General features: G+C 42.9%; 19 protein-coding genes. 6 read left to right on the forward strand and 13 right to left on the reverse strand.

Going from position 1 to position 20,641, the window contains the following annotated elements:
- Positions 1 to 7: 7 nt before the first annotated feature.
- Entirely contained in the window at positions 8 to 451 is a 444-nt protein-coding gene (locus BAE46_RS08065) for a SirB2 family protein (protein WP_070112322.1), read from the forward strand.
- Between the two features lie 85 nt (positions 452 to 536).
- Positions 537 to 1,382 (forward strand): 3-deoxy-8-phosphooctulonate synthase, encoded by an 846-nt coding sequence (gene kdsA / locus BAE46_RS08070; protein WP_006003248.1) that lies wholly within the window; start codon positions 537 to 539, stop codon positions 1,380 to 1,382.
- 207 nt (positions 1,383 to 1,589) lie between these two features.
- Here the strand turns inward: kdsA and BAE46_RS08075 are convergent, their stop codons facing one another.
- Positions 1,590 to 3,818, reverse strand: coding sequence for an NADP-dependent isocitrate dehydrogenase (locus BAE46_RS08075; protein WP_040520096.1), 2,229 nt, complete (start codon positions 3,816 to 3,818; stop codon positions 1,590 to 1,592).
- 571 nt (positions 3,819 to 4,389) lie between these two features.
- Here BAE46_RS08075 and BAE46_RS08080 point away from each other — a divergent pair.
- Complete coding sequence (locus BAE46_RS08080) at positions 4,390 to 6,624, forward strand: NADP-dependent isocitrate dehydrogenase (RefSeq protein ID WP_006003250.1); 2,235 nt, start codon at positions 4,390 to 4,392, stop codon at positions 6,622 to 6,624.
- Positions 6,625 to 6,628: 4 nt separating this feature from the next.
- On the opposite strand, the gene BAE46_RS08085 is transcribed toward BAE46_RS08080, so the two are convergent.
- From BAE46_RS08085 to cspD, 6 genes are all read right to left on the reverse strand, one after another.
- Positions 6,629 to 6,868 carry a hypothetical protein gene (locus BAE46_RS08085; RefSeq protein WP_006003252.1) on the reverse strand — a complete coding sequence of 80 codons (240 nt, stop codon included), beginning with the start codon at positions 6,866 to 6,868 and terminating at the stop codon, positions 6,629 to 6,631.
- Positions 6,869 to 6,905: 37 nt separating this feature from the next.
- Positions 6,906 to 8,300 (reverse strand): adenylosuccinate lyase, encoded by a 1,395-nt coding sequence (purB, locus tag BAE46_RS08090; protein ID WP_006003254.1) that lies wholly within the window; start codon positions 8,298 to 8,300, stop codon positions 6,906 to 6,908.
- 112 nt (positions 8,301 to 8,412) lie between these two features.
- A complete protein-coding gene (hflD, locus tag BAE46_RS08095; protein WP_006003257.1) occupies positions 8,413 to 9,036 on the reverse strand; it encodes a high frequency lysogenization protein HflD in 624 nt (207 codons plus the stop codon).
- Between the two features lie 6 nt (positions 9,037 to 9,042).
- Positions 9,043 to 10,203: a tRNA 2-thiouridine(34) synthase MnmA gene (gene mnmA, locus BAE46_RS08100; RefSeq protein WP_006003258.1), complete on the reverse strand. Its 1,161-nt coding sequence runs from the start codon at positions 10,201 to 10,203 to the stop codon at positions 9,043 to 9,045.
- A 117-nt stretch (positions 10,204 to 10,320) separates the two neighbouring features.
- On the reverse strand, positions 10,321 to 10,989 hold the full coding sequence (locus BAE46_RS08105) for a pseudouridine synthase (protein ID WP_171901016.1): 669 nt from the start codon (positions 10,987 to 10,989) through the stop codon (positions 10,321 to 10,323).
- A 190-nt stretch (positions 10,990 to 11,179) separates the two neighbouring features.
- Complete coding sequence (gene cspD / locus BAE46_RS08110; RefSeq protein WP_006003262.1) at positions 11,180 to 11,407, reverse strand: cold shock domain-containing protein CspD; 228 nt, start codon at positions 11,405 to 11,407, stop codon at positions 11,180 to 11,182.
- Positions 11,408 to 11,665: 258 nt separating this feature from the next.
- Here cspD and clpS point away from each other — a divergent pair, with 258 nt between their 5' ends.
- Both clpS and clpA read left to right on the forward strand, forming a co-directional pair.
- Positions 11,666 to 11,986: an ATP-dependent Clp protease adapter ClpS gene (gene clpS / locus BAE46_RS08115; protein ID WP_006003264.1), complete on the forward strand. Its 321-nt coding sequence runs from the start codon at positions 11,666 to 11,668 to the stop codon at positions 11,984 to 11,986.
- Between the two features lie 8 nt (positions 11,987 to 11,994).
- The gene (gene clpA / locus BAE46_RS08120; RefSeq protein WP_006003265.1) at positions 11,995 to 14,268 is read left to right on the forward strand and encodes an ATP-dependent Clp protease ATP-binding subunit ClpA; all 2,274 of its coding nucleotides are present in this window, start codon (positions 11,995 to 11,997) and stop codon (positions 14,266 to 14,268) included.
- A gap of 125 nt (positions 14,269 to 14,393) precedes the next feature.
- On the opposite strand, the gene infA is transcribed toward clpA, so the two are convergent.
- From infA to trxB, 4 genes are all read right to left on the reverse strand, one after another.
- A complete protein-coding gene (gene infA / locus BAE46_RS08125; protein ID WP_006003271.1) occupies positions 14,394 to 14,612 on the reverse strand; it encodes a translation initiation factor IF-1 in 219 nt (72 codons plus the stop codon).
- A 238-nt stretch (positions 14,613 to 14,850) separates the two neighbouring features.
- Complete coding sequence (locus BAE46_RS08130) at positions 14,851 to 15,558, reverse strand: arginyltransferase (RefSeq protein ID WP_070112324.1); 708 nt, start codon at positions 15,556 to 15,558, stop codon at positions 14,851 to 14,853.
- A gap of 66 nt (positions 15,559 to 15,624) precedes the next feature.
- Complete coding sequence (gene aat / locus BAE46_RS08135) at positions 15,625 to 16,356, reverse strand: leucyl/phenylalanyl-tRNA--protein transferase (RefSeq protein WP_070112325.1); 732 nt, start codon at positions 16,354 to 16,356, stop codon at positions 15,625 to 15,627.
- A 33-nt stretch (positions 16,357 to 16,389) separates the two neighbouring features.
- Positions 16,390 to 17,346: a thioredoxin-disulfide reductase gene (gene trxB / locus BAE46_RS08140; RefSeq protein WP_006003276.1), complete on the reverse strand. Its 957-nt coding sequence runs from the start codon at positions 17,344 to 17,346 to the stop codon at positions 16,390 to 16,392.
- A gap of 287 nt (positions 17,347 to 17,633) precedes the next feature.
- On the opposite strand from trxB, the gene yfbV reads away from it, so the two are divergent.
- Complete coding sequence (yfbV, locus tag BAE46_RS08145) at positions 17,634 to 18,125, forward strand: terminus macrodomain insulation protein YfbV (RefSeq protein ID WP_083256835.1); 492 nt, start codon at positions 17,634 to 17,636, stop codon at positions 18,123 to 18,125.
- Here the strand turns inward: yfbV and BAE46_RS08150 are convergent.
- Both BAE46_RS08150 and sppA read right to left on the reverse strand, forming a co-directional pair.
- Complete coding sequence (locus BAE46_RS08150) at positions 18,122 to 18,628, reverse strand: SprT-like domain-containing protein (protein ID WP_006003278.1); 507 nt, start codon at positions 18,626 to 18,628, stop codon at positions 18,122 to 18,124. The two genes, yfbV and BAE46_RS08150, sit on opposite strands and share 4 nt — an antisense overlap.
- A gap of 99 nt (positions 18,629 to 18,727) precedes the next feature.
- Positions 18,728 to 20,599 carry a signal peptide peptidase SppA gene (gene sppA / locus BAE46_RS08155; RefSeq protein ID WP_006003279.1) on the reverse strand — a complete coding sequence of 624 codons (1,872 nt, stop codon included), beginning with the start codon at positions 20,597 to 20,599 and terminating at the stop codon, positions 18,728 to 18,730.
- Between the last annotated feature and the right edge of the window lie 42 nt (positions 20,600 to 20,641).

Below are 20,641 nucleotides of genomic sequence, written 5' to 3' on the forward strand. Positions count from 1 at the left end.
ACTAACTATGTATACAATAATAAAACACCTGCACCTGACTATTATAGTGCTGACCTTCGTATTTTTTTTGATTAACTTGGTGTTAACCATGAAAAACTCTGAACTCGTCAGAAATAAATTTTTGAAAATTAGCCCGCATATTTTGTATACCTTGTTTGTGCTTACCTTCATTTACCTAAGCTACACAAATCCCTTAGAACTCTATCCCTTTGTTAACGGCTGGGCATCTTCAAAACTAGCTGGCTTTGTATTTTATGTGCTATCTATTACCTTGGCGCTGAAGTGGGCGAAAAACAATATGTGGCGTGTTGCCGGCGCTATTAGTGCAGTATTTTGGCTAGTGGTCACTGCACGCTTAGGCTTTGCCGATCACATAAAAGTGAAAGGCATCAGTGAAAATGTAAGCACATATTTGCCGTTGTTAGGTGATACGCTGCGCGCGATTGTATAAGTCTATCGCTTGTTCATGAGTGCGTGTTCAAGACACGAGTTTTCATGATCAGGCTACCAACATTTCTATATGAAAAGGGAGCGTTATGCGTCCAATTGAACAAGTAAAGGTAGGCAATTTAACGGTGGCTAACAATAAGCCATTTGTGCTTTTTGGCGGCATGAATGTGCTTGAGTCAGAAGATCTTGCTATGAAAATCGCCGAAACCTACAAAGAAGTCACTACCAAGCTGGGTATTCCTTACGTGTTTAAAGCCTCGTTTGACAAAGCAAACCGTTCGTCGGTTAATGCCTACCGAGGCCCCGGAATGGAAGAGGGCATGCGAATATTTGAGCGTATTAAAAAAGAATTCGACGTGCCCATCATTACTGATGTGCACGAGCCTGCTCAAGCGGCGCCGGTAGCTGAGGTAGTTGATGTTATTCAGCTTCCGGCTTTTCTAGCGCGCCAAACCGACTTAGTCGTAGCCATGGCCAAAACAGGCGCTGTTATCAATGTAAAAAAACCCCAGTTCTTAGCGCCCCACGAAATGGCGCACATTATCAATAAATTCGATGAAGCCGGTAATCAAAATATCATACTGTGCGAACGCGGCAGCTGTTATGGCTACAATAACCTAGTGGTAGACATGTTGGGAATGGACCTTATGAAACCGATGGCGCCAGTCATTTTCGATGCCACACACGCACTGCAAATGCCCGGCAAAAGGAGCGACTCCGCAGGCGGCAGACGCCAGCAGGCCGCGCAGCTAGCTAAAAGCGGCATGGCCTTGGGCATTGCCGGTCTGTTTATTGAGTCACACCCCGACCCCGACAATGCGAAATGTGACGGACCGTGCGCGTTGCCGCTTAGCCAATTAAGCGCATATTTGACACAAATCAAAGCGGTGGATGATTTAGTGAAGTCGTTTGACGACTTGCATATAGATTAAAGCTAAGCACAATAGCTAAGCTTTTGTGCATTAATCTTAGTGATAGTTTCATTTACTAAAAGTCATCATTGTATTTATAGCATTCACTTTATCAGACAATGAAACGGTTTCCATAACCCAAACTAATGGGCAATAAAAAAAGCTAAGTAATTTCTCACTTAGCTTTTTGTAAACGAGCTACCATATTAAGGTTTGAACAAACGCAGATTAAATCTTGCTTAGTAACGCATTTAGCGTTGCGCTTGGGCGCATTGCTTGTGCTGCTAGGGCGTCGTCGGCAAAGTAGTAGCCGTTAACATCCATTGTCTTTCCTTGCGCGCTGTTGAGCTCGTTTACAATAAGCGACTCATTTTCTTGCATAGCTTTTGCAACTGACGCAAATTGCATCTGCAGCTGAGCGTCGACGCTTTGCTTAGCAAGTGCTTGAGCCCAGTAAAGGCCGAGGTAAAAGTGAGAGCCTCTGTTATCAAGCTCGTTTACGCGCCGTGAAGGTGACTTGTTCTCTTGCAAAAACATTGCGGTGGCTTCATCAAGCGTGTCAGCCAATACTTTAGCTTTTGGATTACCGGTGCTAACACTTAAATGCTCAAGGGAAGCAGCAAGGGCTAAAAATTCACCCAAAGAATCCCAACGTAAGTGATTTTCTTTTTCAAACTGCTGAACGTGTTTAGGCGCAGAACCGCCTGCGCCGGTTTCAAACAAACCACCGCCGTTCATAAGCGGTACAATTGAGAGCATTTTTGCACTGGTGCCTAACTCTAAAATTGGGAAGAGGTCGGTTAGGTAGTCACGCAATACGTTACCGGTCACCGAAATAGTATCTTCACCTTTAGCGCAGCGAGCGAGCGTATACTCAGTGGCTTCTACGGGGGCCATTATTTGAATATCTAAGCCTTCAGTGTCGTGGTCTTTTAAGTAGGTATTCACCTTTTTAATCATTTGTGCATCGTGAGCACGGTTTTCATCTAGCCAAAAGACGGCAGGGGTGTCTGAAGCGCGAGCGCGTGTTACGGCTAATTTAACCCAGTCTTGAATAGGCGCATCTTTAGCTTGACACATTCTCCATATATCGCCTTGTTCAACAGTGTGCTGCAATAATGTGACACCTGCACTGTTAATTACGCGCATGGTTCCAGGCGCAGACATTATGAAGGTTTTGTCGTGTGAGCCGTATTCTTCTGCTTTTTGCGCCATCAGGCCAACGTTAGGGACGGTGCCCATTGTGGTGGGATCAAACGCGCCATTCTTCTTACAAAACTCAATAACCGAGGAAAATACGCCGGCGTAGTTACGATCGGGGATCATAAATTTGGTGTCTTTTTGATGACCGTCAGGCCCCCACATTTGCCCCGAAGCTCTTATAGCCGCAGGCATAGAGGCGTCAATAATAACGTCGCTTGGCACGTGCAGGTTAGTAATGCCGCGATCAGAATCAACCATGGCCATGTCGGGACGTGTTGCGTATACCGCTTGAATGTCGGCTTCAATTTCAGCTTTTTTGTCGGCAGGCAGTTTCGCAATTTTTGCATAAACATCACCCAAGCCGTTTCTTACATCTACCCCAAGTTCGGCAAATGTGCTGGCGTGTTTAGCAAATACATCTTTATAGAATACTTCAACTGCTTGACCGAATATAACCGGGTCAGACACTTTCATCATGGTGGCTTTCATATGAAGAGAGAGCAAAACGTCCTGTTCTTTGGCTAAATTGATTTCTCTTTCAAAAAAGCTGTTTAGCGCTGCGCTGCTCATTAACGAGGCATCAATGATTTCTTTGTCGATTAATGACACTTTTTCTCTTAACACAGAGACTAGGTTGTTTGCATCAATAAATTCAATGCGCACATCTTGCGCGTCACCTATGGTGGTGGAAAGTTCGCTGCCGTAAAAGTCGCCGCTGTCCATATGTGATACATGTGATTTAGAGTCTGTAGACCAGGCGCCCATTGAATGCGGGTTAGTGCGAGCATATTGCTTTACTGAGCTTGGCGCACGCCGATCTGAGTTACCTTCGCGCAAAACAGGGTTTACCGCAGAGCCAAGTACTTTCGCATAGCTTGCCTGTATTGCTTTTTCTTCGTCGGTGTTGGCTTTTTCTGGAAAATCAGGTAAAGCATAGCCCTTGGCCTGAAGCTCTTTTATAGCGGCTTGAAGCTGTGGCACCGAGGCACTAATGTTGGGTAATTTAATGATGTTCGCCTGCGGCGTTTTGGCAAGTTCGCCAAGCTCGGCTAAATCGTCGCCTATGCGCTGTTCTTCTTTCAAATAACTAGGGAAACTCGCAATGATACGACCCGCTAATGAAATGTCGCGTGTCTCAATACCAATCTCGGATGAAGCGGTAAATGCTTTTATGATGGGCAACAGCGACTGTGTTGCTAAAGCGGGCGCTTCGTCGGTAATGGTATATATGATTTTGGATGGTTCAGTAGTCATTAAAAGTCCTGTAGTTGATTGAATATTAGCGTTCATTTTGCTGTTCACACTTATTCGCGACATATTATCGCGATAAATAGGGCTGTCTGTATTACTTGTCGCGCAATGACACAATATGAAGCGCGTAAAGTGGGGCGATATTTTATACGAAAACACAGCGTTTTTACAGTCCGCAATGACAATAGAAATATCTTTTAAATAAAACTAGGCCGTTTAAGCACTTCTTCAGATTTTAGGAAAATTTATTATCTACTTTATTGCATAAGAGATTAGTTTCAATATTAAAGATTTGTGTTTATTTATTGGCAAGTATGAACAAGCCTCACGGCGAGCCCGGGGATGCTAAGCTACTTAAGTCGTATAGCCAAAGCTATTGCGTACTTATATGATATTAGACTATTCTAGGTGAATGCAGTAATTTACATATTTGCTTATGCGCTTGCCAATATACGCCTCTCAAATATCACTATGCATGATGCGTACACACCACAGTAACAACTGAACTAGAGTTAGATGCTGATTTTTTTACAGCATTTATTTATGCTTTTACTCAAACAAGGAACCACTTCATATGTCAGATAATAAACAAAAAATTATTTATACTCATACCGATGAAGCGCCATTGTTAGCGACCGCCTCGCTATTACCGATTATTCGCAAGTTTACCGCTGCGGCGGATATAGAAGTAGCGCTTAGCGATATATCAGTGGCAGCCCGCGTGCTTGCAGAATTTCCTGAATACTTGAGTCAAGACCAACAAGTGCCTGATAACCTAGCCGAACTTGGGCGACTAACCCAAGAGTCCTCCACCAATATTATTAAACTACCCAATATCAGTGCTTCTGTTGGGCAGCTAAAAGCCTGTATAAAAGAGCTACAGCAAAAAGGCTTTGCTATTCCTAACTTTCCTGACGATCCTAAAACGGATGAAGAAAAAGCACTGCGCAATCGTTACGGTAAAAGCTTAGGCAGTTCGGTAAACCCCGTGTTGCGCGAAGGTAATTCTGATCGTCGTGCACCAAACGCGGTGAAAAACTTTGCGCGTAAGCACCCACATTCTATGGGCGAATGGAAGCAATGGTCGCGTACTCATGTTTCACACATGCATAAAGGCGATTTCTACGACGGTGAACAATCTATCACGCTAGACCAAGCACGCACCGTTCGCATGGAACTACTTGGGGACAATGGCAATACCACCGTATTAAAATCTGAGCTTTTTTTGCAAGACAAAGAAGTTATTGATTTAATGTTCATGAGTAAAAAGGCACTCTGTGATTTTTACGAAGAAGAAATGGAAGACTGCCGAGAGTCAGGTGTTTTGTTTTCGCTGCATGTTAAAGCGACTATGATGAAAGTGTCTCACCCAATTGTGTTCGGCCACGCGGTTAAAATCTATTATAAAGATGCATTTGAAAAACACGGCGCATTTTTTGACGAACTAGGTATTAACGTGAATAACGGCATGGCCAGTTTGTATGAAAAAATAGCTGATTTGCCGGCGAGTAAACGTGAAGAAATTGAGCGTGACCTGCACGCTTGCCAAGAAAATCGGCCGCGCCTAGCCATGGTCGATTCTGCCAAAGGTATTACTAACTTCCATTCACCAAGCGATGTTATTGTTGATGCCTCTATGCCTGCAATGATCCGCTCAGGCGGTAAAATGTGGGGCGCCGATGGTAAGAATTATGACTGTAAAGCGGTAATGCCTGAATCTACTTTTGCGCGTATTTATCAAGAAATGATAAATTTTTGTAAGTGGCATGGTAATTTTGACCCAATGACCATGGGCACTGTCCCTAACGTTGGTTTAATGGCTCAAAAAGCCGAAGAATACGGTTCACACGACAAAACATTTGAATCGTCTGATGCCGGTATTGCCCGTGTTGTTGACGTGAAAAGCGGTGAAGTACTGTTAGAGCAGCGCGTTGAAAAAGGCGATATTTGGCGTATTTGCCAAACCAAAGACCTGCCTATTCAGGACTGGGTGAAGCTGGCAGTAAACCGTGCGCGCGACGCGAAAACTCCGGTTGTATTTTGGCTTGACCCGTATAGACCGCATGAAAATGAGCTAATCAAAAAAGTAAGAAGCTATCTTAAGGATCACGACACAAGCGGGCTTGATATTCAAATTATGTCCCAAGTTCGGGCAATGCGCTATACACTTGAGCGGGTGGCGCGAGGCCTTGACACTATTTCGGCAACGGGCAATATTTTACGTGATTATTTAACCGACCTATTCCCCATTTTAGAGTTAGGCACCAGTGCAAAAATGCTCTCGGTAGTGCCGCTAATGAAAGGCGGCGGCTTGTTTGAAACAGGTGCCGGTGGTTCAGCCCCTAAGCATGTGCAGCAGTTGCTAGAAGAGAATCATTTGCGTTGGGATTCACTGGGTGAATTTTTAGCACTGGCCGTTTCTATCAAAGACTTGGGTCAAAAGCATAACAATACAAAAGCTAAAATTTTAGCGCAGACACTCGATACTGCCACTGAACGCTTACTGGATAATGATAAATCACCGTCGCGCAAAGTGGGTGAAATTGACAACCGAGGCAGTCATTTTTACCTAAGTTTGTTCTGGGCAGACGAATTAGCGAAGCAAGTTGAAGACGCCGACCTAGCTGCACATTTCAAACTATTGCATACGCAATTAAGCGATAATGAACATATTATAATGCAAGAGTTAAATGACGTGCAGGGTAAGTCTGTAGATGTAGGCGGATACTTCTTAGTTGACCCTGAACTGTGTAGCAAAATAATGCGCCCTAGCGGCATATTTAACAGCATAATCGATAAAACTAGCTAGCATTCTAGGCTTGTAAATAGCCGTTTGAGCCCAGGATACCTTGTTTGACCAATGTATCTTGGACCTTCAAAGGGTAAACATTCTGCACGCCCAAACCCTTCAAATCTTGTTTGTCTACTGGGCCATAATAAAACTCTATTGCGTTATCGTATTTGCTGAATAAGCCATAGATAGCTTGCCAAGTCAGCGGGGCTGTTTTGCTAGGTTTTGCGCTGTGCTTGGTGAGTCTAGTATCGCTTGGCATATGTAGCCACTGTTAAGCAACTCATCAAACTGACAGTTTACCCTTGCTGCTGGTTATCTTGCGCGAGTAGTTCATCTACAAGTCTTACTGCATCGCCAATGTAGTTTGCTGGAGTCATTTTTTTCATTGACTGCTTAGCCTCCTCGGGCAGATCTAATTGGTCAATAAAATGCGCCATTGCGTTGGCGTCTACTTTTTTACCCCGGGTAAGCTCTTTTAGCTTCTCATAAGGTTTTTCTATCCCGTAGCGGCGCATTACGGTTTGAATAGGTTCTGCTAAAAGCTCCCAGTTGTTATCAAGCTCTGCGGCTAAACTAGCCTCGTTCACTTTTAACTTGCTAATGCCTTTTAAGGTGGATTGATACGCGATAATCGCATAGCCAAACCCTACGCCTAAGTTGCGCAGTACCGTTGAGTCGGTTAAGTCACGTTGCCACCTGCTAATGGGCAACTTGGCCGCAAGGTGAGCAAATATGGCATTGGCTAAACCCAAGTTGCCTTCAGAGTTTTCAAAATCGATGGGGTTCACTTTATGCGGCATAGTGGACGAACCAATTTCGCCTGCAATGGTGCGCTGTTTGAAGTGACCTAAGGCAATATAACCCCATATATCGCGGTCAAAATCAATGAGTATGGTGTTGAACCTTGCAAATGCGTCGTATAGCTCGGCAATGTAATCATGCGGTTCAATTTGGGTGGTAAATGGGTTATGAGTCAAGCCTAATGACCTTACAAACTCTGCGCTTAATTCATGCCAGTCGATATCTGGATAGGCGCTTAAATGCGCATTGTAATTTCCTACGGCGCCATTTAGCTTGCCTAACATAGGTACTGCTTTTATTTGTGCATATTGACGTTCTAGGCGCACTGCAACGTTCGCCATTTCTTTGCCCATCGTGGTGGGAGAGGCGGGTTGTCCGTGGGTTCTGGCCATCATGGGAATGCTGCGATATTCCTTTGCTAAGGTTTTTAGCGCGTTTATCAGTTCAAGGCAATAGGGCAGCACCACATCAGCTAAGCCGCTTTTCAGCATAAGCGCATGTGACAAGTTATTAATATCTTCCGAGGTACATGCAAAGTGAATAAACTCGTTGATAGCATTCAGTTCTGCAAGGCTACTTACTTGCTCTTTTAAAAAATACTCAACGGCTTTGACGTCGTGATTAGTGGTACTTTCAATATCTTTTATTCGCTGTGCATGGTGTGGTGAAAAATTATCCACAATATCATTTAGTAAGGCATTTGCGCTTTGTGAGAAAGCTGGTACTTCGCTAATGGCGCCGCACTTAGAAAGTGCTTGTAGCCAGCGAACTTCTACTGTCACTCTGTGTTTAATGAGGCCAAATTCACTGAAGTAGGGTCTCAATGCTTGGCTTTTACTGCCGTATCGGCCGTCAACGGGGGAAAGTGCTGAAAGTGCAGATAAATCCATTTTATTACCTATTTATGTAAATGTTGCTGTGATGAAACTGGTGTGAATATGCCTAAATAAAATGCCGACCATTACGCTGCGAAAACAGCTGTATTGTTGCTTATATCGCTGACTACATTGCTCTAACTGCGCTTTGTGCACTTTCTAAAAGCGCTTTTCTATTTAATAAAATATGTCGGCGCTTTCCACCTAACTGACGCCACAGTACAGCCGCTCTCACGCCGGCTAACAGAAGGGCTCTTATCTTTTTTTGATTATTCTCAACGCTTAAATATTGAGGATTACCCGCTATTTGAATTTTAGGCGCAAGCGAGCTTACGACATCGGTGTAAATAGAGGCTAAATTGGTGATGATTTGATAATTTTCAAAATCGACATGATCAAGCTGACGTTGCACATGAGATACTCTCTGGCTCAGGTCATCCATGGCCTTTGTCTGACGGCTCAGTTTACGTTCTAAACTCAAAATAGAGGCAATATAGCGAGTTAGTTCTGCGTCTTTGAGTTTATTATTAGAGTCTATTTGTTTTACCAGCGTGGTAAAGCCTAATCGTAAATTTGGCAATGCGCCAAATACTTGCTGGGTATTGTCAGGAGAAGTAACTAAAATACTCGACAAACTGGCTTCTACCGCGCTCTTGTCGGCTTCGCCTTTACGCGCAATGCTTTGCACTAAACTCGCGCTTTGGCAAACTCCCGCAAGGGCTAATTGTTGCTCTTCAAATTGTGTAGTCATATAGGATTAGGCGCGCTTTAGTTGTTCTTGGTTTTTGTCATCTGTTTTGAAGTAGCCATCAATAATGCCGCCTCCTAAACACACATCGTTTTTATAAAATACAGCAGACTGACCTGGCGTAACCGCCTTTTGTGGTGTCGCAAACATGACCTTCGCGGTGCCATCGCCATTTGGAATATACTCGCAGGGAATATCGCTTTGCCGATACCTAGTTTTTACCGTTATGTGCATGGCTTTGCTAGGCTGCACTTGTTCTACAAAGTGCAGTTGTGTGGCAATCAGGCCATTTGAATATAAGCTTTCATGATCACTGCCTTGCGCCACAATAAGCACATTGCGGGAAATATCTTTTTCAACTACGTACCATGGCTCTTCACCGTGCTCTTTTTTGCCCCCAATCAGTAGCCCTTTACGCTGGCCTAGCGTGTGATACATGAGGCCGTTGTGCTTACCAATCTCTTCACCGTCGATGGTTTCAATAAGGCCGGGGGTTGCGGGTAAATACTGTGACAAAAAGTCGTTGAATTTACGCTCACCTATAAAACATATGCCGGTGCTGTCTTTTTTATTGTGGGTCAGTAAGTCGTGTTTTTTGGCTATTTCTCTTACTTCTGGTTTAGGTAAGTGTCCAATAGGAAATAAGGTTTTGGCAATATGTTCGTGGCTTAATGTGTATAGAAAATAGCTTTGGTCTTTATTGTCGTCAGCGCCGCGTACCATTTGCCATTTGTCGTCTACAAGTCTGCGCTGGGTATAGTGGCCGGTAGCAATATAGTCAGCGCCTAAATCTTCAGCGGCAAATTCTAAAAAGGCTTTGAATTTAATTTCTTTATTACACATTATATCGGGATTGGGGGTTCTGCCTGCTTTATATTCTTCTAAAAAATATTCAAACACGCGGTCCCAATATTCAGCCGCAAAATTAATGGTATGTAAATAAATGCCAAGCTTGTCGGCTACTGCCTGTGCATCGGCTAAGTCTTGGGCGGCGGCGCAGTATTCTTCATTGTCATCTTCTTCCCAATTTTTCATAAACAAACCTTCTACTATGAAGCCTTGCTGCTGCAATAATAAGGCAGATACCGACGAGTCGACCCCGCCAGACATGCCGACAATTACTTTAGTTTCACCAGCAGGTTTTGATAAATGATGATTGATTTTTTGCATAATTTACGAGTATAAGCTCAATGGTAGATTAGACGGTGTTAGCCGATAAAACGACATAGCTGTATGTAGCTTTAGGCAATACGTAGTTATCACACAAGTATAGCAAATCTCTTACCTTTAGCCATCCCCTGAAATTGTTAAATACTCACCGTTGTCAACTCCGTCTAAAGTCCACTTTCCTATGGCGTAGCGAATTAGCCGTAGCGTTGGGTGTCCAATGTGAGCTGTCATTCGTCTTACCTGCCGGTTTCTGCCTTCACTAATGGTGATTGATAGCCATGCTGTAGGAATGTGCTTGCGTTGTCGAATAGGTGGATTTCGATCCCAGATATTTGGTGCACGCATAATGTTGATTTTTGCTGGTGCCGTTATACCATCTTTTAGCTGCACACCTTTCGCTAAGCGATGTATATCTTCCTTGCTAGGGACCCCTTCTACTTGTGCCCAGTACGTTTTATTGGTTTTATGCTTGGGTGACGTGATTTTATTAGCAAGTGCGCCGTCATTTGTGAGCAATAATAAGCCTTCGCTGTCAAAGTCAAGCCGGCCTGCGGCGTATATGTTAGGTATATCAATAAAATCTTTAAGGGTGGCTCGGTCATTTTCGTCGGTAAATTGACACAGCACGTTAAAAGGTTTGTTGAATAGAACCGTTGTAAAAGATTTACAGTCAGCTGCTATTTTGCTGCGTGCAGGATGATTACTCTTTTCGCGCGAGGATGCTTTTTGAGGCGCGGTCGCTGACATTTTGTAAAAAGGCTTTTTGCTCTTTTGCTCAGGGTTCATTAGATTAATATAACATAATTAAGTAGACTATATTCTATATATAGCGACCATAAAAAAAGCAGGGTTAAACTTGCTTTTCAAAGTAAGCTATCACTTTGCATAAGGTAAGAGTCTTGCTGGACTTGTAAGCTATCTTATTCCACAGTTCAAGCTCAGATGTACACAGATGGGTGAGGCTAACTCTTATTCGTTATCTCTCAGGCTCTTGGTCGCTATCGGGCAAGCCAATGTTTTCAGCGTGCAAACCTTTAGGACCTTCTTGTACTTCATAGCTAACTTCCTGTCCGGCTTTCAGTGATCGATAACCGTCCATCTGAATAGTTGAATAATGCGCAAAGATATCGTCTCCTCCATCTTCTGGGACTATAAAGCCGAAACCCTTCGCATTATTGAACCACTTTACTTTACCAACTGCCATCGTCGTACTTCCTATTCCTTGAAATATTTACTGTTCGTCTCCATAACCATTCTAGCTAAGAAGAATGAGTGATAAAGTGATGTATGGTACGCAACTAAGTTATCACTTATAAACTAGAGTAGTAATTTAAAGCGGATTTTGTCAAGTAAATATCGAGCTTATCATTGAATAAACTCATAAGAATCCAAATGAATAGCTAAATCTGAATAAATAACTAAATCTGTGGTCCTAAGCTACAGTTTTCTATTATAAGTAATTATGAGTAAAGATATTATAAATATAGAGCGTGAGAAGCAGCTCGACAAGCAACGCCAGAAAACATCGCCTCCACCAATGTACAAAGTCATGCTAAATAACGATGACTATACGCCAATGGATTTTGTTGTGGAAATACTAGCGACCTTTTTTGCTATGGACATCGAAAAAGCAAATCAGATAATGTTAACCATACATTATCAAGGAAAAGCAGTCTGTGGCATATACAGTGCAGAGATTGCAGAAACGAAAGTCATGCAAGTGAATCAATATGCTCGAAAACATCAACATCCATTGATGTGCTCGATGGAACCAGCGCAATAGGGGTACATATGTTAAATAAAGATTTAGAGCAAACGCTTAACGAAGCATTTGTTTTTGCGCGCCAACAACGTCACGAGTTTATGACGGTAGAACATCTTCTACTGTTGCTACTTGACAATGTCGCGGCGAGCGAGGCCTTAAAGGCTTGTGGTGCGAAAATAGATTTATTACGCACAGAGCTGAGCGTCTTTGTAAATGAAACCACGCCCTTGTTAGGCGAAAACGACGCTGCTGATCGCGAAACACAGCCGACATTAGGCTTTCAGCGCGTTTTACAACGGGCAGTGTTTCATGTTCAATCTTCGGGTAAGGGCGAAGTTACAGGTGCGAACGTGCTCGTAGCCATTTTTAGTGAGCAAGAATCGCAGGCTGTCTACATACTTAAAAAAGCCGACGTGACTCGATTAGACGTAGTTAACTTCATTTCTCACGGTGTGAGTAAAAACCCAGATGAAGATACGCCTTCTCAAAAAATGAATGAAGAGGCGGGTAGCGAGAGCGAAGAGAATCAATCAATGCTGTCAAAATATGCAAGCAATCTGAACATTGCCGCTAAAGAAGGCAAGATTGATCCTCTCATTGGCCGAGATATGGAAGTTGAACGCAGTATTCAAATTTTGTGCAGACGCCGAAAAAACAATCCTTTACTAGTGGGTGAAGCAGGTGTTGGTAAAACAGCCATTGCAGAAGGACTAGCGTTTAGGATAGTAAACGACGATGTGCCTGAGGTTATTGCTCAAAGCACTATTTATTCACTAGACTTAGGTGCGCTGTTGGCAGGTACTAAATACCGCGGTGATTTCGAGAAACGTCTTAAGGGTATTTTAAACGAGCTAAGTAAAGACCGTGATGCCATTTTGTTTATCGATGAAATTCACACTATTATTGGAGCGGGTGCAGCCTCTGGCGGTGTTATGGACGCCTCGAACTTACTCAAGCCGAAATTAAGTAGTGGTGAGTTGCGCTGCATGGGTTCTACCACTTACAAAGAATATCAAGGCATTTTTGAAAAAGACAGAGCACTTGCTAGACGATTCCAAAAAATTGATGTGGCAGAGCCTAGTGTTAGCGACACCACTAAAATATTAATGGGGCTTAAGTCACGTTATGAAGAGCATCATAGTGTGCGCTTTACGCAAAAAGCGTTGCAAGCGGCCGCAGAACTATCTGCGAAATATATTAATGAGCGTAAATTGCCAGATAAAGCAATAGATGTAATTGACGAAGCGGGTGCTAGCCAGCGTTTGTTGCCACCATCGAAGCGTAAAAAGACCATTAATGTGTCAGACATAGAGCTGATAATATCTAAAATAGCGCGCATACCTGAAAAATCAGTGTCGGCATCAGATAAGTCGGTACTTAAGAACTTAAGTCGTAATTTGAAGATGGTGGTGTTTGGTCAAGACGAAGCCATTGAGCAAATGTCCTCCGCCATTCAACTATCGCGCTCTGGTTTAGGCAATGAAACAAAACCAATTGGTAACTTTCTATTTGCAGGTCCAACAGGTGTAGGTAAAACCGAAGTGACGCAGCAGTTGGCCAAAATAATGGGGGTTGAGCTAGTGCGCTTTGATATGTCAGAGTATATGGAGCGTCATGCTGTTAGCCGCTTAATAGGCGCGCCTCCTGGTTATGTTGGTTATGAGCAAGGCGGAATGCTAACTGACGCGGTTATTAAAAACCCATACTGTGTGGTGTTGTTAGACGAAATGGAGAAAGCGCACAGCGATATTTACAATATACTGCTACAGGTGATGGACCATGGCACACTAACCGACAACAATGGCCGTAAGGTAGATTTTAGAAATGTTGTGCTGGTAATGACCACTAATGCCGGTGTACAGGCCACAGTACGCAAGTCTATGGGCTTCAAGCAGCAGGACCACAGCAGTGATGCAATGGTTGAAATAAACAAAACGTTTACGCCTGAGTTTAGAAACCGACTTGATAGTATTGTGTGGTTTAATCACTTAGATGAACAAGTCATTATGCAGGTTGTTGACAAGTTTATTATTGAACTCCAAGCGCAGTTAGACGCTAAAGGCGTTTCCTTAGAAGTGACTGACCAAGCACGCGAGTATATGGCTGAGAAAGGTTATGATAAATCGATGGGTGCAAGACCTATGGCGCGTTTAATTCAAGAAGAGTTAAAGCGTGAACTGGCATCGCAGCTTCTGTTTGGTACTCTAGCTAACGGTGGTGAAGTTGAAGTAGGACTTAAAGATAAAAAGTTGACTTTTACCTATAATAAGGTCGAAAGCGCTAAGAGTGAAGAAGTGTAAACAATTTGAAGGCTAAAACAAAAAACGCTGTCAATATGACAGCGTTTTTTTTGAGTAATTTGTAGGCCTTGATGACCACTAAGCCTAATCCACCTAATTAGCCCTACTGGCTACGCATTTACGTATTAGCGAGCACGATATATTATGCGGCCTTTGCTAAGGTCGTAAGGCGTCATTTCGACGGTTACCTTGTCACCGGTAAGTATACGGATGTAGTTTTTGCGCATCTTTCCAGAGATGTGCGCAGTAACGACGTGTCCATTTTCTAACTCTACGCGAAACATGGTGTTAGGAAGTGTGTCTTGCACGGTACCTTCCATTTCAATACAATCTTCTTTTGCCATCTAAGTGGGTAACCTCGGTTTATTATAAATAATGTTGCTAGTGATATGCTTAAGTAGTTTTGCTATGTGTTCATAATCCGTTCACACACTTTGCCTATATACCGAGGTATATCAATGGCGCAAAATACAGACGCGCGAACGATACGCGAAAAACGGGTAATAGTAAAGATAATCCTGTTATAGTTATTATCTAAAATAAGCATTAAACGAGCATCAGGATTGCTGTAAAGTTCCATGCCTATTCACTTATGGGGTATTTACTATCGTATTTAAGCCACTTATTTTGCTGGTGACGTTCATGGGGATAGAACTTGTTCTTGTAATTCATTTTATTGCATTCGTCTATTTGATAGCCAAGATATAAGTACTGCAACTCAAGTTCTTGACACAGCTTTATTTGCTGTAAAATAAAATAGGTGCCTAGCGATTGCTTGCCCATGTTAGGGTCAAAAAAAGTATATAGAGCTGATAAACCCGACGTTAACTTGTCGGTAACCGCCACCCCTACCAATTTGCCGTCTATTCTACCTTCTATAAAAATAGGAGATTGCCAATGGCAGTGGACAAAACTGCGATACTGCTCATAAGAAGGAGGGAACATTGCACCATCTTTATGGGCAATATTAATATATTTTTCATACAGTGAATAATAATCGTCACGTTCACCCTCGAGAACTTTTATTACTACATTTTTGTTTTTGTTTACCACGCGTTTTTGGCTTCTACTGGCCGTAAAATCTGCTACTGGTACTCTTAGCGATTCGCACGCAGTGCATGTTTTGCAATTGGGTCTATATAGCTGCTCGCCACTGCGCCTGAATCCAGCTTGTATCAGCAGCGGATAATTGTGGTAAAGATCGGTGGGATCTTCCATACAAACAAGCAGCTGTTCCTGTCTATTGGCAATATAACTGCATTCAAAAGATTGGGTTACACCAAACTTCATATTAATAACTTCACCGTTAGAAACTCACTTTATATATGTATTTTGTGCTGATTACGATCGCCACTATCATAACCTTAAGGATTGAACTTGCCAACAGTCTACAGTTTGTTGATGCTGGCATAATAAATCTATAAATTCACTGCGGTCAATAGCGACACAGCCAAGCTTTTCTAAATGCGGATTAACTAATTGGCAGTCTATTATAAGCAAATTATGCATCTTCATATGCGTACAAAGTGCTAAAAAAGCTGCTTTGCTAGCATCTGTTTGCAAATGAAACATTGACTCACCGCAAAAAATACCGCTTACCACTACACCATATAATCCGCCTACCAGCTCACCGCTGCCGTTTGTTATTTCAACAGAATGGGCATAACCCTTTTGATGCAGTGCTTTGTAGGCATTTAGCATGTCTGGGCTTATCCAGGTGTTGCTTGAAATAGAATCTTCAGACGCTTGAATATTATTAAGATCGTGGCGCTGTACGCTTGAGCAATGCTCAATAACGTCATTAAAGCGCGTGTTTAAACTCGCGGTATAGCGATGTTTACGTATGCTTTTACGTAAGCTTTTATTGGCTTTAAAATGTTCTGTTCGAATAATTGCTCGTGGTGAAGGCGACCACCATAAAATCGGCTCATGTGCATTATACCAAGGAAAGATTCCTCGTTTGTATGCAGCAATTAACCTAGCCGGCGATAAGTCACCACCAAAGGCAAGCAGACCGTTGGGCTCATCAAGCGCAAACTCTAACGCTGGAAAAGAAAGCGTATGGTTGAGCTTAAATAACGCTATCATACGCTTAATTTCAAAGCACTTGCGCCTTGTGGTTTATTTTTCAAGCGCGTCCAAGTATTTCTCAGCGTCAAGCGCGGCCATACAGCCTGTACCAGCGGACGTTATGGCCTGACGGTATATATGATCACTTACATCACCTGCGGCAAATACGCCGGGTACGCTGGTTTGTGTTGCGTTACCGTGTAAACCACTGTTAACAATTATGTAGCCGCCTTTCATGTCTAATTCGCCTGTAAAAATGTCGGTGTTAGGTGAATGCCCAATGGCTATAAACACGCCCATTGCGTCAATATTGGTCACATCGCTGTTTTGTGTATCTTTAATGATAACGCCAGTTACACCGGCATTATCACCCACAATTTCTTCTAAAGTTTTATTCAAATGTAAGGTTACGTTGCCGTTTTTTACTTTTTCGAGTAAGCGCGCTATGAGTATTTTTTCACTGCGGAAGGTTTCGCGTCTGTGAATGACGTGTACTTCACTGGCTATGTTAGATAGATACAAGGCTTCTTCAACCGCCGTATTACCGCCGCCTACCACCACTACCTTTTGATTGCGATAGAAAAAGCCGTCGCAGGTTGCACAAGCACTTACGCCACGACCCATGAAGGCTTCTTCGCTGGGCAAGCCTAAATATTTTGCTGATGCACCTGTGCAAATAATAAGTGCATCGCAGGTATACTCGGCGTTTTCGCCAATAAGCCTGTATGGACGCTTGCTCAAGTCTGTTTTAACGATGTGATCGTAAATAAATTCAGTATCGAATTTTTCGGCGTGTTTTTGCATACGTATCATTAAATCAGGACCGGTTAAATCGTCAGGGTCTCCTGGCCAGTTTTCTACTTCGGTGGTAGTGGTTAACTGTCCGCCTTGCTGACTGCCGGTGATTAATACGGGTTTAAGGTTAGCGCGCGCTGCGTAAACCGCAGCGGTGTATCCGGCTGGACCTGAGCCCAAAATAAGTAGGGGCACGTGTCTGATTATAGCCATTTATCTCTCCAATGTGTGTCACTCTAATACGAGTTTTTATATGCGGGCGATGACGATTATTTCAATGCGGTTTGTTATTCCTAATTCTACTATATTACGCAATTAATGTGTTTTTTAATTGGGCTGTTTGCATTTAATCGCTACGTTTATGGATGAGTCAGGCCCCCACACATATGACTGTGTCAATGATAGATTGCAGCGTTAAATGAAGGTCTAGTCTGTCAAATAGTATTATTTACACATTAGCAAGCATTAATTTTTTTTGTTTATCGTAAAGCCTTGCTTTTATGCTAATATTAATTTTGTGGATTTCCAACGATATTGGCTTTTTAGCGATGAAAAAAATGGTTACATATTTAAAATCGGGCCAAGAGTACATGCGTATTTGGCCTATGCAAAAACAGCTTTATGCGTTATTCCCTGACTGCAGAATTATTGCCGCTACCAAGTTTGGTATGAAGGTGATGCCAGCAATTGCGGTTATTGTTGTCGCCATGCAGCTTCAATACTTGGGCTTAGAGGCATTGGTACAGGCGATCACTTTGGGTATTTTCTTTTTGAGCTTACCTCTTCAAGGTATTTTGTGGTTAGGCCACAGAAGCGAGCAGGTTTTACCTCCTCAAATAAGCAATTGGTACAAAGATCTTTATGCCAAAATGCAGCAGCAGGGCTGTCAACTTCAGCGTCAAAGCGCAAAGCCTACGTTCAAAGAACTCGCCGTGTTGCTTCGCACCGCGTTTAAAGAGCTTGATAAAGCGTTCACTAAAAACTTGTTCTAGTGTAATTGTGTTAAAACGGTTTTGCACTTTCTGCACACATATGATTGTTTTCCTCTTACTACTTTGTTGTGCCTAATAAGCGATAGCGGTATTACCTTGCATACACATTTATAGATTACTTCGCGCATAGCCACGGCGCTTACATCTAGTGTATGCGTCACTTTAGGCGGCACGTCAAATATCTCCAGCATGATTTTTTGCCACTGTAGACCGTGAGGTTTTGCGGTTAATCCGTATAGCTGATAAACCATAATATGGGCTAACTCGTGCGCAATAGTATGCGATATAAAATAGTTTGTGTTTTGCGCATATAGAATTGGATTGATTTTTATAATATTTTTTTGAAGGAGGGCACTTGCTGCTATTTTACCTCTTTGCGTAAACATCAAGCTTGGCTGTGTAAATAAGTCTGCAGTATGGCGCACAGCGATTTTCTTTACAGCAGTATTAAATAGCTCGTTTAGTCTAGCCTGTGCGGTGTGTTGTAAGGTAATTGCTAGCATTTTTTAGATAACAGACTTTAGGTAAAAAAGAATAGTCAGTACTTATTAAAAAAAGAGCCTGTAAAATAGGCTCTTTTCAAGTTTTATTTAGAGGCGTATTTATTCAACCATCGTACATTCGATACAAATCGCATATGTAGCCATTGGGTCGTTTAATTTGCTCATAAACGCAGTTTGCGCTTCGACTTGTTTGGCTAACTGCATCAGTGGACTTGGCTTATAATTAATCTTTAAACCCGACATAAGGGCGCTGGCATTATTCAGCAAATTAGCCCACATTTTTTCGTCATCGCTTAGCTCGCGTTGAAGATAAATTTGTGAAAAGTCTTCCAGTTCAGCCAGTTGAGCAGCATATGCTACGGCTTCTTCAAGACCGCCAAGCTCATCAACCAGGCCAAGCTCGAGTGCTTGAGTGCCTAACCATACGCGGCCTTGCGCAACATTGTCGACCTCTTCAAGGGTCATACCGCGTTCTTGTGCTACGAGTGTAATAAAGCGCTCATATCCACGTTCTATGTTCATTTGTAGTAATGCTTTATAACCTTCAGCCAAGGGACGGTTAACCGACATACCAACAAGTTCGTTAGTTGAGACTCCATCGCTATTCACGCCTAAGTAGTTGAAGGAGTTTTCAAATGTGGCGAGTAGTCCAAAAATGCCAATTGAGCCCGTAATCGTGCTAGGTTCGGCAAATATTCTATTTGCACTTACTGAAATCCAGTATCCGCCTGATGCAGCCACGCTGCTCATAGAGGCTACAACTGGTTTACCGGCGGCTTTCAATAACTCAACTTCTTGGCGAATTACCTCAGATGCAAAAGCGCTACCCCCGCCCGAGTCTACCTGCAGTACAACCGCTTTAACACTGTCGTTGTTGCGCGCTTTACGCAGCAACTGTGCTGTGCTATCGCCGCCTATAGCACCAGGGTCTTGTTTGCCGTCCATAATATTGCCTTTTGCAACAATCACTGCGACTTTGTCACCGCCGCTGTGATTAGACCTAGGAAAAGCAGGTTTAAGTAGCTTTGAATATGCCTTGTAGCTCACTTGATTAAACGTTTCGCCCTCTTTAGCTGCGCCTAATAGCTCGACTAACTCACTGCGAAACTGTGCCCGTGTTCTCAATCCATCGACCCAATTGTTAGCCAGTGCATATTGTGCAAAGTCACCGTTGACGGCGCTAAATTTGGTCAGTAATTCATCAAATGTTTCATCAAAGTTTTGCTCGTCAAAGCCGCGTGAGGCCGCAACATCTGCCTTGAACATGCTCCACATTTCATTTAACCATGCCTCGTTTGCAAGCTTTGCTTCAGGCGACATAGTGTTGCGCAAATAAGGTTCAACCGCAGACTTGAATTTACCTACTTTAAAAACGTGAGTCGACACTTTAAGTTTTTCTAAAGCTTCAGCGAAGTAGGTTCCGTAACGTGTATAGCCTTCCATTAGCAAAGCTCCCATTGGGTGCACGTATACATTGTCTGCATGACTAGCTAAATAATACTGCGCCCGTCCAAAGTAGTCACCAATGGCATAAATAGGTTTGCCTGAGGTTTTAAAAGCCTGCAAAGCCTCACCTACTTGCTTAAGCTTGTCCATGCCGCCGCCGCCAAAACCATCAAGATCTAACACAATAGCGCCAATACGTTCATCTTTAGCTGCATTTTCAATCACGTTGATAAGGTCTCGAAGTAGAATCTCTTGCTCGTCTTGACCTTGTCCCGTTATTTGTGAAATGAACAATTCAGCTGGATCTACCCATGTTTTTTGAATCACTAGATTGCCAGAAAGATTCAACATAAGCGCACTATTTTTGGCGACCACCGGTTTTTGTGAACCGGAGGTAGAAATACCCACTACTATCGCAATAATGATAATTAAAAACAAAATATTCAACAGCAAGCGGCGGCCGAAGTTAAGTCCATTCCAAATCCCTACAAACAACGACTTGGTGAAACTACTTTTTCCTGACATTAACGTTACCTTTTATTTTCTTTAGATGTGTAGTCTACTAAA

The organism is Glaciecola punicea, from assembly GCF_001756615.1.
Classification (GTDB): domain Bacteria; phylum Pseudomonadota; class Gammaproteobacteria; order Enterobacterales; family Alteromonadaceae; genus Glaciecola; species Glaciecola punicea.

Excerpts from the sequence above, each read along its gene's own strand:
- BAE46_RS08065 (WP_070112322.1), top strand. The coding sequence starts at position 8 with ATGTATACAATAATAAAACACCTGCACCTGACTATTATAGTGCTGACC.
- kdsA (WP_006003248.1), top strand. The coding sequence starts at position 537 with ATGCGTCCAATTGAACAAGTAAAGGTAGGCAATTTAACGGTGGCTAAC.
- BAE46_RS08075 (WP_040520096.1), bottom strand. The coding sequence starts at position 3,818 with ATGACTACTGAACCATCCAAAATCATATATACCATTACCGACGAAGCG.
- BAE46_RS08080 (WP_006003250.1), top strand. The coding sequence starts at position 4,390 with ATGTCAGATAATAAACAAAAAATTATTTATACTCATACCGATGAAGCG.
- BAE46_RS08085 (WP_006003252.1), bottom strand. The coding sequence starts at position 6,868 with ATGCCAAGCGATACTAGACTCACCAAGCACAGCGCAAAACCTAGCAAA.
- purB (WP_006003254.1), bottom strand. The coding sequence starts at position 8,300 with ATGGATTTATCTGCACTTTCAGCACTTTCCCCCGTTGACGGCCGATAC.
- hflD (WP_006003257.1), bottom strand. The coding sequence starts at position 9,036 with ATGACTACACAATTTGAAGAGCAACAATTAGCCCTTGCGGGAGTTTGC.
- mnmA (WP_006003258.1), bottom strand. The coding sequence starts at position 10,203 with ATGCAAAAAATCAATCATCATTTATCAAAACCTGCTGGTGAAACTAAA.
- BAE46_RS08105 (WP_171901016.1), bottom strand. The coding sequence starts at position 10,989 with ATGAACCCTGAGCAAAAGAGCAAAAAGCCTTTTTACAAAATGTCAGCG.
- cspD (WP_006003262.1), bottom strand. The coding sequence starts at position 11,407 with ATGGCAGTTGGTAAAGTAAAGTGGTTCAATAATGCGAAGGGTTTCGGC.
- clpS (WP_006003264.1), top strand. The coding sequence starts at position 11,666 with ATGAGTAAAGATATTATAAATATAGAGCGTGAGAAGCAGCTCGACAAG.
- clpA (WP_006003265.1), top strand. The coding sequence starts at position 11,995 with ATGTTAAATAAAGATTTAGAGCAAACGCTTAACGAAGCATTTGTTTTT.
- infA (WP_006003271.1), bottom strand. The coding sequence starts at position 14,612 with ATGGCAAAAGAAGATTGTATTGAAATGGAAGGTACCGTGCAAGACACA.
- BAE46_RS08130 (WP_070112324.1), bottom strand. The coding sequence starts at position 15,558 with ATGAAGTTTGGTGTAACCCAATCTTTTGAATGCAGTTATATTGCCAAT.
- aat (WP_070112325.1), bottom strand. The coding sequence starts at position 16,356 with ATGATAGCGTTATTTAAGCTCAACCATACGCTTTCTTTTCCAGCGTTA.
- trxB (WP_006003276.1), bottom strand. The coding sequence starts at position 17,346 with ATGGCTATAATCAGACACGTGCCCCTACTTATTTTGGGCTCAGGTCCA.
- yfbV (WP_083256835.1), top strand. The coding sequence starts at position 17,634 with ATGCTAATATTAATTTTGTGGATTTCCAACGATATTGGCTTTTTAGCG.
- BAE46_RS08150 (WP_006003278.1), bottom strand. The coding sequence starts at position 18,628 with ATGCTAGCAATTACCTTACAACACACCGCACAGGCTAGACTAAACGAG.
- sppA (WP_006003279.1), bottom strand. The coding sequence starts at position 20,599 with ATGTCAGGAAAAAGTAGTTTCACCAAGTCGTTGTTTGTAGGGATTTGG.